At 60.6% G+C, this 12456-nt stretch carries 16 protein-coding genes and 1 pseudogene; 11 read left to right on the top strand and 6 right to left on the bottom strand.

Annotated features, from left to right (window positions below):
* Window positions 1-455, bottom strand: a 455-nt coding sequence (locus tag F0169_RS25900) for an NINE protein (protein WP_152748005.1), incomplete at its 3' end; no start/stop codon positions are given.
* A 247-nt stretch (window positions 456-702) separates the two neighbouring features.
* Here F0169_RS25900 and F0169_RS25895 point away from each other — a divergent pair.
* On the top strand, window positions 703-1341 hold the full coding sequence (locus tag F0169_RS25895; protein WP_099234834.1) for a C40 family peptidase: 639 nt from the start codon (window positions 703-705) through the stop codon (window positions 1339-1341).
* A gap of 76 nt (window positions 1342-1417) precedes the next feature.
* On the opposite strand, the gene F0169_RS25890 is transcribed toward F0169_RS25895, so the two are convergent.
* The gene (locus tag F0169_RS25890; RefSeq protein WP_058414548.1) at window positions 1418-2452 is read right to left on the bottom strand and encodes a type IV pilus twitching motility protein PilT; all 1035 of its coding nucleotides are present in this window, start codon (window positions 2450-2452) and stop codon (window positions 1418-1420) included.
* A gap of 57 nt (window positions 2453-2509) precedes the next feature.
* On the opposite strand from F0169_RS25890, the gene F0169_RS25885 reads away from it, so the two are divergent.
* The 9 genes from F0169_RS25885 to F0169_RS25840 all read left to right on the top strand — a co-directional run bounded on the left by F0169_RS25885 (window position 2510) and on the right by F0169_RS25840 (window position 9214).
* Window positions 2510-3196 (top strand): YggS family pyridoxal phosphate-dependent enzyme, encoded by a 687-nt coding sequence (locus tag F0169_RS25885; RefSeq protein WP_152748004.1) that lies wholly within the window; start codon window positions 2510-2512, stop codon window positions 3194-3196.
* Between the two features lie 33 nt (window positions 3197-3229).
* Window positions 3230-4048, top strand: a complete 819-nt coding sequence (gene proC, locus F0169_RS25880) for a pyrroline-5-carboxylate reductase (RefSeq protein ID WP_152748003.1) — start codon at window positions 3230-3232, stop codon at window positions 4046-4048.
* 24 nt (window positions 4049-4072) lie between these two features.
* Window positions 4073-4660: a YggT family protein gene (locus F0169_RS25875; RefSeq protein WP_058414551.1), complete on the top strand. Its 588-nt coding sequence runs from the start codon at window positions 4073-4075 to the stop codon at window positions 4658-4660.
* Window positions 4661-4852: 192 nt separating this feature from the next.
* Window positions 4853-5992 carry a homoserine O-succinyltransferase MetX gene (metX, locus tag F0169_RS25865; RefSeq protein ID WP_058414552.1) on the top strand — a complete coding sequence of 380 codons (1140 nt, stop codon included), beginning with the start codon at window positions 4853-4855 and terminating at the stop codon, window positions 5990-5992.
* Between the two features lie 7 nt (window positions 5993-5999).
* Window positions 6000-6620 (top strand): methionine biosynthesis protein MetW, encoded by a 621-nt coding sequence (gene metW / locus F0169_RS25860; RefSeq protein ID WP_058414553.1) that lies wholly within the window; start codon window positions 6000-6002, stop codon window positions 6618-6620.
* A 21-nt stretch (window positions 6621-6641) separates the two neighbouring features.
* The gene (locus tag F0169_RS25855) at window positions 6642-7076 is read left to right on the top strand and encodes a DUF4426 domain-containing protein (protein ID WP_058414554.1); all 435 of its coding nucleotides are present in this window, start codon (window positions 6642-6644) and stop codon (window positions 7074-7076) included.
* A complete protein-coding gene (gene rdgB, locus F0169_RS25850; protein ID WP_152748001.1) occupies window positions 7076-7669 on the top strand; it encodes an RdgB/HAM1 family non-canonical purine NTP pyrophosphatase in 594 nt (197 codons plus the stop codon). The genes F0169_RS25855 and rdgB overlap by 1 nt, the downstream gene beginning before the upstream one ends.
* A 1-nt stretch (window position 7670) precedes the next feature.
* Entirely contained in the window at window positions 7671-8873 is a 1203-nt protein-coding gene (hemW, locus tag F0169_RS25845) for a radical SAM family heme chaperone HemW (protein WP_058414556.1), read from the top strand.
* A 17-nt stretch (window positions 8874-8890) separates the two neighbouring features.
* Entirely contained in the window at window positions 8891-9214 is a 324-nt protein-coding gene (locus F0169_RS25840; RefSeq protein WP_152748000.1) for a DUF3392 domain-containing protein, read from the top strand.
* A gap of 141 nt (window positions 9215-9355) precedes the next feature.
* Here the strand turns inward: F0169_RS25840 and trmB are convergent, their stop codons facing one another.
* From trmB to F0169_RS25820, 4 genes and pseudogenes are all read right to left on the bottom strand, one after another.
* Window positions 9356-10081: a tRNA (guanosine(46)-N7)-methyltransferase TrmB gene (gene trmB, locus F0169_RS25835; RefSeq protein ID WP_058414558.1), complete on the bottom strand. Its 726-nt coding sequence runs from the start codon at window positions 10079-10081 to the stop codon at window positions 9356-9358.
* A gap of 9 nt (window positions 10082-10090) precedes the next feature.
* A pseudogene (locus tag F0169_RS25830) lies at window positions 10091-10884 on the bottom strand (thiazole synthase).
* A gap of 48 nt (window positions 10885-10932) precedes the next feature.
* The gene (gene thiS / locus F0169_RS25825; RefSeq protein ID WP_058414559.1) at window positions 10933-11133 is read right to left on the bottom strand and encodes a sulfur carrier protein ThiS; all 201 of its coding nucleotides are present in this window, start codon (window positions 11131-11133) and stop codon (window positions 10933-10935) included.
* A gap of 70 nt (window positions 11134-11203) precedes the next feature.
* Window positions 11204-11584: a DUF423 domain-containing protein gene (locus F0169_RS25820; RefSeq protein ID WP_152747998.1), complete on the bottom strand. Its 381-nt coding sequence runs from the start codon at window positions 11582-11584 to the stop codon at window positions 11204-11206.
* A 74-nt stretch (window positions 11585-11658) separates the two neighbouring features.
* On the opposite strand from F0169_RS25820, the gene mtgA reads away from it, so the two are divergent.
* Complete coding sequence (mtgA, locus tag F0169_RS25815) at window positions 11659-12381, top strand: monofunctional biosynthetic peptidoglycan transglycosylase (RefSeq protein ID WP_058414561.1); 723 nt, start codon at window positions 11659-11661, stop codon at window positions 12379-12381.
* The last annotated feature ends 75 nt before the right edge of the window (window positions 12382-12456 follow it).

Below are 12456 nucleotides of genomic sequence, written 5' to 3'. Positions count from 1 at the left end.
CCACGCGCGTGGGAACGATCAACAGACTCAGCGCCGCCGATGCGCTCGGCATTGCGGATCGACACCTGCGTGTTCAGCGTCCAGAAGTCATACAGCACCCCTACCAGAAACAAACCGCCGGTCAGCAGGTAAATCAGGCCGGTGATCCATTTGCCCTGGTACATGCGGTGCACGCCGAACACACCCAGGAACGCCAGCAGTATCCAGGCCACGTTGTATTCGATAGGCCCGGCGGTAAAACGCAGGTCCGCTTCACGGTCCATGGCCGGGATCAGGAACACGTCAATCAGCCAGCCGATACCGAACAAGCCAAAGGTGAAAAACCAGATCGTCCCGGTCACAGGTTTGCCGTAATAGAAACGATGCGCCCCGGTAAAACCTAAAATCCAAAGCAGGTAACCAATCACCTTGCTGTGGGTGTCCTGCTGCGAATAATCCTGTCGATAGGTGTTCATGACGTACCTCTTTTGCCTCGATAGATAAATTTTTTCATTTTCTTTGTGACTTTTTTACGGCGCCCGACGCACGGCAAATGGTATCTTCCTTCCCGCAAAGCCTTATGCCACCTGACTTCTGTCGGACAATAGCGTCAATTCATCGCGTTTTAACGAATTTGACCCCAGGGTTCAGTCGACAAACGGCCTGAGAACGACACAAAAAGCTGTTATAAAGTTGCGCGCAAACCTAAAAGAGCCACGCCGAATGCGACCATTTTTCAAGACATGGCTAACCATCTGCCTATTAATGCCACTGGCCGCCCACGCCACCAATCGTGAGCAACGACTTCCTAACGTTAACGGTTTTACCCCTAAAGTTCATAGCGCTCCAGGCACTGCCAAAACCGCAAAGCTGACTGTTAAACGCCCAACTCAATTGAGCAAGGCCCACAACGGTAAAGCCACTCCCGGTCTTATGGCGGTTAACACCAAGCAAAGCAGCAACGTCCTCAGCCGCGCCGTTAACGTGCTCGGCACTCCTTATCGTTGGGGCGGCAGCAGCCCAAGTAAAGGGTTCGACTGCAGTGGTTTGGTGAAATATGCGTTTAACGACGTAAAAGCTGTGGATTTGCCGCGCACCTCCAACGCCATGGCCGCTGGCCACGGGATGAAGGTTGATCGCAAAGACTTGAAACCGGGCGACCTGTTGTTCTTCAAATTGAAGAGCCGCCAGGTCAACCACGTTGCCATCTACATGGGCAACGATCGCTTTATCCACGCCCCAAGCCGTGGCAAAGCGGTGAGCATCGACACGCTGAAAAAGCCGTTCTGGGACAAGAACTACGTGGTTGCCAAACGTGTTCTGCCTAAAGAACAAAGCAATCTGCGGATTGTGCAGCGCTGATACCGGGCTGAATGCGGTAAACATGTGGGAGGGGGCGCTGCTTCCTCCCGCATTTGATTTGATTTGCCGAGCGGCCTCATAGGTCTGCTGGCACCCTCGCCTGCCCGCGCGCGTCTTCCAGGCTAACCACCCCCTCGCCGACCAACGCCTTCAAACTCATGTCCAGCGTCTTCATGCCCAGCGCCCCGCCGGTCTGAATCGCTGAAACCATCTGCGCCACCTTGTCCTCGCGAATCAAATTACGAATGGCCGGTGTGCCCAGCATGATTTCGTGCGCCGCCACTCGCCCACCGCCGACCTTTTTCACCAGCACCTGGGCCACCACCGCCTGCAACGACTCAGACAGCATCGAGCGCACCATGGCCTTTTCCCCCGCCGGGAATACATCGACCAGCCGGTCTACGGTTTTCGCCGCCGAGGTTGTGTGCAAGGTGCCAAAGACCAGATGCCCGGTCTCGGCCGCGGTCAGCGCCAGGCGGATGGTTTCGAGGTCACGCAATTCGCCCACCAGAATCACATCCGGGTCTTCGCGCAGCGCCGAACGCAGCGCTACCGAAAAACTGTGGGTATCACGGTGCACCTGCCGCTGGTTGATCAATGCCAGTTGCGGCGTGTGGATAAATTCGATGGGGTCTTCCAGGGTGAGGATGTGCTGACGCCGGTGCCGGTTGAGGTAGTCGATCATCGCCGCCAGTGTGGTGGACTTGCCGCACCCGGTAGGCCCGGTGACCAACACCAGGCCGCGCGGCAACTCGGCAATGCGCTGAAACACAGGCCCCAGCCCCAGGCCTTCCAGGCTTTGCACCTGTGCCGGAATCGTACGAAACACCGCGCCCATGCCGCGATCCTGCTGAAATACATTCGCCCTGAACCGCGCGACGCCCGGCAGTTCAAAGGCAAAATCCGTTTCAAGAGATGTTTCGAAATCCTTTTGTTGGTATTGGCTGAGCAAAGGGCTCAATAAGTCCGCAACTTGCGGCGGTGAAAGCGCCGGCCCATCCAGCGGCCAGACCTCGCCATCGACGCGCAGCATCGGTGCCAGCCCGGCCGACAAATGCAGGTCGGAGGCGCCACGGCGCACGCTGGCCGTGAGCAATTCAGTGATATCCATAGGGCTTTCCATTTCCAGTAGAATGCCGCGGACTCCATATCCACGGGTGCATCTTGAATGTCGACGATAGCAGACAACATTGGTTTGGTTAGCGAGCGTATCCGTGCCGCGGCCCACGCCGTGCAACGTGACGAAAGCAGCATTCACCTGCTGGCCGTGAGCAAGACCAAACCCGCGCAAGCCGTGCGCGAAGCGTTTGCCGCCGGGGCCCGCGATTTTGGCGAGAACTACCTGCAGGAAGCCTTGAGCAAACAGGCCGAATTAACCGACCTGCCCTTGAGTTGGCACTTCATCGGCCCCATTCAATCGAACAAGACGCGCGCTATCGCCGAGAACTTCGCTTGGGTGCATTCCGTGGAACGCCTGAAAATCGCACAACGCCTGTCCGAACAACGCCCGGCCGAGCTGCCGCCGCTGAATATCTGCATTCAGGTCAACGTCAGTGGCGAAGCCAGCAAGTCCGGCTGTACGCCCGCCGACCTGCCGGCCCTGGCCAATGCGATCAGCGCCCTGCCGCGCCTGAAGCTGCGTGGCCTGATGGCAATTCCTGAGCCGACGGACGACCGCGCCGCGCAAGACGCAGCGTTCGCTACCGTCAGCGAGTTGCAAGCCAGCTTGAACCTGCCGCTCGACACACTTTCCATGGGCATGAGCCACGACCTTGAGTCGGCCATCGCCCAAGGCGCCACGTGGGTGCGGATCGGTACCGCGCTGTTTGGCGCCCGCGACTACGGCCAGCCGTGAAATGGCTGACTTCCCTCTGAATAAGGACCTGTCATGAGCAACACGCGTATTGCCTTTATCGGCGCCGGTAACATGGCGGCCAGCCTGATCGGTGGCCTGCGGGCCAAAGGCCTGGAGGCGGCGCAGATCCGCGCCAGCGACCCGGGCGCCGAGACCCGCGCCCGCGTCAGCGCCGAGCACGGCATTGAAACGTTTGCCGACAATGCCGAGGCCATCCAGGGCGTTGATGTCATCGTGCTGGCGGTCAAGCCGCAAGCCATGAAGGCCGTGTGCGAAAGCCTGCGCCCGAGCCTGCAACCGCACCAGTTGGTGGTGTCGATCGCCGCCGGCATTACTTGCGCCAGCATGACCCAATGGCTCGGTGCTCAACCCATCGTGCGCTGCATGCCCAACACCCCGGCGCTGCTGCGCAAGGGCGTGAGCGGCTTGTACGCGACTGCCGAAGTCAACGCCGCACAGCGTGATCAGGCGCAAGAACTGTTGTCTGCGGTGGGCATCGCCGTGTGGCTGGAACACGAACAGCAACTGGACGCGGTCACCGCCGTGTCCGGCAGCGGCCCGGCCTACTTCTTCCTGTTGATCGAAGCCATGACCGCCGCTGGGGTGAAGCTGGGCCTGCCACGCGAGATTGCCGAGCAGCTTGCCGAGCAAACGGCTCTGGGCGCTGCGACAATGGCGGTGTCCAGCGAAGTGGATGCTGCCGAGCTGCGCCGCCGCGTAACGTCGCCAGGCGGCACCACGCAGGCTGCCATCGAATCGTTCCAGGCCGGGGGCTTTGAAGCCCTGGTGGAAAAAGCACTGGGTGCTGCCTCGCATCGTTCGGCTGAAATGGCCGAGCAACTGGGCAAATAGTCGTCCCCTTCATAGGAAACCAACATGCTCGGAATCAATGACGCTGCCATTTTCATCATCCAGACCTTGGGCAGCCTGTACCTGCTGATCGTGCTGATGCGCTTTATCCTGCAACTGGTGCGGGCGAACTTCTACAACCCGCTCTGCCAGTTCGTGGTAAAGGCCACCCAACCGCTGCTCAAGCCGTTGCGCCGAGTGATCCCGAGCCTGTTCGGCCTGGATATGTCGTCGCTGGTGCTGGCGCTGCTGCTGCAGATTGCGCTGTTTGTGGTGATCCTGATGCTCAGCGGCTACCAGGCCTTCACCGTGCTGCTGTTGCCATGGGGCCTGATCGGCATTTTCTCGCTGTTTTTGAAAATCATCTTCTGGTCGATGATCATCAGCGTGATCCTCTCGTGGGTCGCACCGGGCAGCCGCAGCCCTGGCGCCGAGCTGGTGGGCCAAATCACCGAGCCAGTGCTGGCGCCTTTCCGTCGGTTGATCCCCAACCTCGGTGGCCTGGATATTTCGCCGATTTTCGCGTTTATCGCGATCCAGCTGCTGCAAAGCTGGGTGATCCCGCGCCTGGCTTACTATGCGTTCATGCCTAAAGAGCTGTTCGGGCTGATCTGATTCGCGAGCCGCGTGTGTGGGGGCTGGCTTGGCTGCGATTGAATCACTGCGGTGTAACTGAAACACCTTGGTGCCTGCATCGCAGGCAAGCCAGCGCCCACATTTTGTATCTGCGTACTGGTGCAGGCCTTTGCTTGCCGCTGGGGTCCCCGCTCTTTAGACTTACGCCTCATTTAAACGAGAGCAGGGTCGATGCCAACTGCCTTTCCCCAAGATTCTGTTGGACTGGTCGTGCCCCAAGTGGCGCACTTCGGCGAACCGCTGGCCTTGGCCTGCGGGCGTTCGCTGCCTGCCTATGACCTGATCTACGAAACCTACGGCCAACTGAACGCCACGGCGAGCAACGCCGTGCTGATCTGCCACGCCTTGTCCGGCCATCACCACGCTGCTGGTTTTCACAGCGTTGACGAACGCAAGCCCGGCTGGTGGGACAGCTGCATCGGCCCCGGCAAGCCCATCGACACCGACAAGTTCTTTGTCGTCAGCCTGAACAACCTCGGCGGCTGCAACGGCTCCACCGGCCCGAGCAGCCTGAACCCGGAGACCGGCAAGCCGTTCGGCGCAGACTTCCCGGTGCTCACCGTCGAAGACTGGGTGCACAGCCAAGCGCGCCTCGCCGACCTGCTGGGCATTCGCCAATGGGCTGCCGTTATCGGCGGCAGCCTCGGCGGCATGCAAGCGCTGCAGTGGACCATCAGCTACCCGGACCGCGTGCGCCATTGCCTGGCGATTGCCTCGGCTCCCAAGTTGTCGGCGCAGAACATCGCCTTCAACGAAGTGGCGCGCCAGGCGATTCTCACCGACCCCGAGTTCCACGGCGGTTCGTTCCAGGAGGCCGGCGTGATTCCCAAGCGCGGCTTGATGCTGGCGCGAATGGTCGGGCACATCACTTACCTGTCCGATGATTCCATGGGCGAGAAATTCGGCCGTGGGCTCAAGAGCGAAAAACTCAATTACGACTTCCACAGCGTCGAGTTCCAAGTGGAAAGCTACCTGCGTTATCAGGGCGAGGAGTTTTCCGGGCGTTTCGACGCCAACACCTACCTGCTGATGACCAAGGCGCTGGACTACTTCGACCCTGCGGCGAACTTTGATGACGACCTGGCAAAAACCTTCGAAGGCGCCACGGCCAAGTTCTGCGTGATGTCGTTCACCACCGACTGGCGCTTCTCGCCAGCGCGCTCGCGTGAGCTGGTCGATGCATTGATGGCCGCCAAGAAAGACGTCTGCTACCTGGAAATCGATGCTCCGCAAGGCCATGACGCCTTCCTGATTCCGATCCCGCGTTACCTGCAGGCTTTCAGCAACTACATGAACCGCATCATTTTGTGAGAACGCCATGAGAGCCGACCTGGAAATCATCCAAGACTGGATCCCCGCCGGCAGTCGCGTGCTCGACCTTGGCTGCGGCGATGGCGAACTGCTGAGCTGGCTGCGCGACAACAAGCAAGTCACCGGCTACGGCCTGGAAAACGACCCGGACAACATCGCCCAGTGCGTGGCCAAGGGCATCAACGTGATCGAGCAGGACCTGGACAAAGGCCTCGGCAACTTTGCCAGCAACAGCTTCGACATCGTGGTGATGACCCAAGCCCTGCAAGCGGTGCATTACCCGGACCGCATACTCGACGAAATGCTGCGTGTGGGCCGCCAGTGCATCATCACCTTCCCCAACTTCGGCCACTGGCGCTGCCGCTGGTACCTGGCCACCAAGGGCCGGATGCCGGTGTCGGACTTCCTCCCATACACGTGGTACAACACGCCGAACATCCACTTCTGCACCTTCCAGGACTTCGAAGCGTTGTGCGGCGAGCGTGAGGCCAAAGTGATCAACCGCCTTGCTGTCGATCAACAGCACCGCCACGGCTGGGCGAGTAAACTATGGCCCAATCTGTTGGGCGAAATCGGTATTTACCGGGTCAGCAGCCCGGGCCTCGCGGACCACAAAATTGCCGTCTAATCATTTTCAAGAGGGACGCACATGAGTCGTTTGGCTGTTTTTTTACTGACCGCACTGCTTGGCGTCAACGCCATGGCGGCCGACGTTATCGACCCTGATCGCAAGAAAGAATTTGGCGACATCACCGTGCGCTACAACACCTTCACGTCCAGCTTCCTGCAGCCCGAAACCGCGCAGGCGGTGGGCGTGGTGCGCAGCAAGAACAAGGGTTTGATCAATGTGTCGGTGTTCAAGGGCGTGACGCCCGTGGTGGCACAAGTCACCGGCACCATCAAAGACTTGAGCGGCAAGAGCGAAGTACTGACGTTCAAGCAGATCACCGAAAAAGGCGCGACCAATTACCTCGCGCCGTATTCGGTGCCGCAACAGGAATTCAGGACCTTCACGATCAACGTTGAAACCGGTGGCAAGGCGCACAGTTTCAATTTCGTCCAAGAACTCTTTCCGGCTGAATAATGAACCTCACACACCTCGTACTGGCCAGCCATAACGCCGGCAAACTCAAAGAACTCCAGGCCATGCTCGGTGAGGCCGTGCAACTGCGCTCCATTGGCGAATTCAGCCAGGTTGAGCCGGAAGAAACCGGCCTGTCGTTCGTCGAGAACGCCATCCTCAAAGCGCGCAATGCCGCGCGTATTTCCGGCCTGCCGGCGCTGGCGGATGACTCGGGCCTGGCGGTGGATTTTCTCGGCGGCGCGCCCGGCATTTACTCGGCGCGTTATGCCGACGGCAAGGGCGACGCGGCGAACAACGCCAAGCTGCTGGACGCGCTCAAGGACGTGCCGGATGCGCAACGCGGCGCGCAGTTCGTGTGTGTGCTGGCGCTGGTGCGGCATGCCGATGACCCGTTGCCGATTCTCTGTGAAGGCCTGTGGCACGGGCGCATCCTGCACGCCGCCAGCGGCGAACAGGGTTTTGGCTACGACCCGCTGTTCTGGGTGCCGGAGCGTAATGTGTCGAGCGCTGAACTGAGCCCGGCGGACAAGAACCAAATCAGCCATCGCGCCCGCGCCATGGTGCTGCTGCGTCAGCGTCTGGGCCTGAACTGAAATGACCCAGAACACCTCTGCGCAGCCGCTGATCCACGGCGGTGCGCAAACACCGCGGGCGCCACTGCCGCTGCTGCCGCCCCTGGCGCTGTACATCCACATCCCGTGGTGCGTGCGCAAATGCCCTTATTGCGACTTCAACTCCCACACCGCGAGCAAGGTGCTGCCGGAAGAAGAGTACGTGGACGCGTTGCTGGCTGACCTTGATCAAGACCTGCACGCGGTTTACGGCCGTGAGCTGAGTTCGATTTTCTTTGGTGGCGGTACGCCCAGCCTGTTCAGCGCCGCCGCGCTGGGCCGTTTGCTTGAGGGCGTACAGGCGCGCATTGCGTTTGCCGCCGACATCGAGATCACCCTGGAAGCCAACCCCGGGACCTTCGAGCAAGAGAAGTTTGTGGCCTACCGCGCGCTGGGGATCAACCGGCTGTCGATTGGCATCCAGAGCTTCCAGCAAGAAAAACTCCAGGCGCTGGGCCGTATCCACAACGGCGACGAAGCCGTACGTGCGGCCGGCATGGCGCGTCAGGCCGGGTTCGATAACTTCAACCTGGACCTGATGCATGGCTTGCCCGACCAGTCACTGGAAGACGCCTTGGGCGACCTGCGCCAGGCCATCGCCCTCAACCCGACACATTTGTCGTGGTACCAACTGACGCTGGAACCCAACACGGTGTTCTGGAACCAGCCGCCCGCGCTGCCGGAAGACGACACGCTGTGGGACATCCAGGAAGCGGGCCAGGCGTTGCTGGCCGAACACGGTTACGCGCAATACGAGGTGTCGGCCTACGCCCAAGCGGGCCGCCCGGCGCGGCACAACCTGAATTACTGGAGCTTCGGCGACTTTATCGGTATCGGCGCCGGCGCCCATGGCAAGCTCAGCCACCCGGACGGGCGCATCGTGCGCACCTGGAAGACCCGCGCGCCTAAGGACTACCTGAACCCGGCCAAAAGCTTTCAGGCCGGCGCGAAAGAACTGACCAATGACGAACTGCCCTTCGAGTTCCTGATGAACGCGTTGCGGCTCACCGAAGGCGTCGACGCCAGGCTTTACGCCGAGCGCACAGGCCTCGACCTGGCGAGCCTCACTGAAGCACGCACAGAAGCAGAACAAAGTGGCTTAATGCAGGTCGAACCGTCACGCCTGGCGGCGACCGACCGCGGGCAACTCTTTCTCAATGACCTGTTGCAGAAGTTTTTGAGCTGACGCTCTAAGGAAATCGAATGGATTGGGTACTCGACCTGCTCGCCACCGCGTCGCGCTGGAGCCGTAGCAACCTGTTGGAAATCTCGCTGGCGCTTGTCGGCTGCCTGCTGGTGCTGTTCGGCGCCGACATCAAAGGCTGGGTTGAAGGGCGCCTGGGCAGTATCGCCGGCGCCTTGCGCGTACCGTTGATGGCGCTGGTGTGCATGGTCGGCAGCGGCGCGGCACTGATCTACGCCACGCCGTGGATTGTGCGCGGGCTCAGCCAGTTCAATAACTACAGCCTGGCGCCGGTGTTGGTGGTGGTGCTGGTGTTGATCGGCGTAGTCGCCGACCGCCGCTGAGCCCTCACCCGACACAGATACACATGTGGGAGGGGGCTTGCTCCCGATGGCTGATTAACAGTCGACATCAATGTGACTGATTCACCGCCATCGGGAGCAAGCCCCCTCCCACATTTGATTGCATTTCAAGTCGAAGACGAATTAAGCCAGCTTCTCGAACTTCAAATCCCACACGCCATGCCCCAACCGCTCACCACGGCGTTCGAACTTGGTGATCGGACGCTCAGCCGGGCGTGGCACGCATTTGCCGTCTTCGGCCAAATTGCGATAGCCAGGCGCTACGTCCATCACTTCCAGCATGTACTCCGCGTACGGTTCCCAGTCGGTGGCCATGTGCAGGATGCCGCCGGTTTTCAGCTTGCTGCGCACCAGTTCAGCGAAGGACGCTTGCACGATGCGACGCTTGTGGTGGCGCGACTTGTGCCATGGGTCCGGGAAGAACAGCATCAAGCGGTCGAGGCTGTTGTCGGCGATGCAACGGTTGAGCACTTCGATCGCGTCGCAGTCGTACACGCGCAGGTTAGTCAGGCCTTGCGTCAGTACGCCATTGAGCAGCGCGCCGACACCCGGACGGTGCACTTCAACACCGATGAAATCCTGTTCCGGCGAGGCCGCCGCCATTTCCAGCAGGGAGTGGCCCATGCCGAAGCCGATTTCCAGGGAACGCGGGGCCGAACGGCCAAACACTTGGTCGTAATCCACCGGCGCATCGGCCAGCGGCAAGACGAACAGCGGCGTACCCTGCTCCAGCCCTTTTTGCTGGCCTTCGGTCATGCGACCGGCGCGCATCACAAAACTCTTGATGCGGCGGTGCTTGGACTCGTCGCCTTCGTCCACGGTGTTCGGCGTTTCGTTTGATTCAGTCATCAATGGCTCTTACTTGATCAGACCATCCAGCGGCGAGGAGGCGCTGGCGTACAGTTTTTTCGGCATGCGCCCGGCGAGGTAAGCCAGGCGGCCCGCGACGATGGCGTGTTTCATGGCTTCGGCCATCATGATCGGCTGCTGGGCATTGGCGATGGCCGAATTCATCAGCACCGCTTCGCAGCCCAGTTCCATGGCGATGGTGGCGTCGGAAGCAGTGCCCACGCCTGCGTCCACCAGCACCGGAATTTTCGCTTCTTCGAGGATGATCTGCAGGTTGTACGGGTTGCAGATGCCAAGGCCAGTGCCGATCAGGCCAGCCAGTGGCATCACCGCGATGCAGCCAATTTCGGCGAGTTGGCGGGCGATGATTGGGTCATCGCTGGTGTAGACCATCACGTCGAAGCCTTCCTTGACCAGCGTTTCGGCGGCCTTGAGGGTTTCGATCACGTTGGGAAACAGGGTTTTCTGGTCGGCCAGCACTTCCAGCTTCACCAGGTTGTGGCCGTCGAGCAGCTCACGCGCCAGGCGGCAGGTGCGCACGGCTTCGATGGCGTCGTAGCAACCGGCAGTGTTCGGCAGGATGGTGTAGCGGTCCGGCGGCAGAATATCCAGCAGGTTCGGTTCGCCCGGGTTCTGGCCGATGTTTGTGCGGCGCACGGCCACGGTCACGATCTCGGCGCCGGAGGCTTCAATGGCCAGGCGGGTTTCTTCCATGTCGCGGTACTTGCCGGTGCCCACCAGAAGACGCGACTGTAGGTACGACCGGCCAAGACGAAGGGCTTGTCGCTACGAACGATGCTCATGGGAAATCCTCGAAATAGGGTGAGGTTCTGCACAATCTCGGCGGGCGACTAGCCGCCGCCAATGGCGTGGACCACTTCAACCTGGTCACCCTCGGTGAGCGCGGTTTCGGCGTGCTGGCTACGCGGCACGATGTCCTGATTGAGCTCCACTGCGACCCGACGCCCGGTTAAGTCCAGACGGGTCAACAGGGCCGCAACGGTTTCGCCGTCGGGCAGTTCAAAGGGTTCGCCGTTCAACAGAATGCGCATGCCACGGGCCGCCATCGTTTTTAGGGGCCAGCATTCTAGCCCGATTGGCACTAAAGGTCAGCACCGAGCGTCAAGCGGTCAGCTGCAAGCGCCAAGCGGTGAGGCCCAGGAAGAACCAGCCGAGCAGGAACGCCAGCCCGCCAAACGGCGTGATGATCCCGAGTTTGCTGATGCCGGTCAGCGTCAGCACGTACAGGCTGCCGGAGAACAGCAAGATACCGACGACAAACGAGATGCCCGCCCACGTCACCAGTCGGCCAGGAATGTGCACGGCCAATAACGCCACGCCGAACAGCGCCAGCGCGTGTACTAACTGGTAGGTCACGCCAGTGTGGAAGATCGCCAGGTACTCGGCGCTCAGACGGTTTTTCAGGCCATGGGCGGCAAAGGCACCGAGAGCAACGCCGGTGAAGCCGAAAAAGGCAGCCAGCATCAGAAAGCTACGCAGCATGAGGAACTCCAATCAGACTCAAAGGGCCGGGTCTGTATAATGGCCCGCTCAACGGGTTCGGCCAAGCCATCTCTATGCTGCGTATCCTCTTCAAGCGTTTTCTCAAAGTCGTGAAATGGTTTGCCATCGGCAGCGTGTTGCTGGTGCTGCTGTTTCGTGTGGTGCCGCCGCCGTTCACCGCGTTAATGGTAGAGCGCAAGGTTGAATCCTGGTTTGACGGCGAGCCGATTGACCTGCAGCGCACGTGGGTGTCGTGGGACCAGATCTCGGATGACCTTAAAGTGGCGGTGATGGCCGGTGAAGACCAGCGCTTCCCGCAGCACTGGGGCTTTGATTTTGGCGCGATTCAGGCCGCGTTGCTGCATAACGAGCGCGGCGGTTCGATTCGCGGGGCCAGTACCTTGACCCAGCAAGTGTCGAAAAACCTGTTCCTGTGGACCGGCCGCAGCTATCTGCGCAAAGGCCTGGAAGCCTGGTTTACCGGGCTGATCGAGGTGTTGTGGCCCAAGCAGCGGATTCTTGAGGTGTACCTCAACAGCGTGGAATGGGACGAAGGTGTGTTTGGCGCAGAGGCGGCGGCGCGGCATCACTTTGGGGTGAGCGCCAAAGCGCTTTCGCGTCAGCAGGCCAGCTACCTGGCGGCGGTGCTGCCTAACCCACGGGTGTGGAGCGCCAGCCATCCGACGGCCTATGTGGCGCAGCGCGCGGCGTGGATTCGTCAGCAGATGGGCCAGTTGGGTGGTGATGGTTACCTGGTGGAACTGAACAATTCCCGCAAGGCGCCCTGGTCGGACTGAAACTACACAAACCACTGTGGGAGGGGCTTGCTGGAGAATGGGGGTGGTTCAGTCAACATTTTGCGGTGGTAGACA

The sequence above is a fragment of the Pseudomonas kitaguniensis genome (assembly GCF_009296165.1).
Lineage (GTDB): Bacteria > Pseudomonadota > Gammaproteobacteria > Pseudomonadales > Pseudomonadaceae > Aquipseudomonas > Aquipseudomonas kitaguniensis.
The sequence above is the reverse complement of the archived record's forward strand: the minus strand, read 5'-3'. Positions and strand labels throughout refer to the sequence as shown.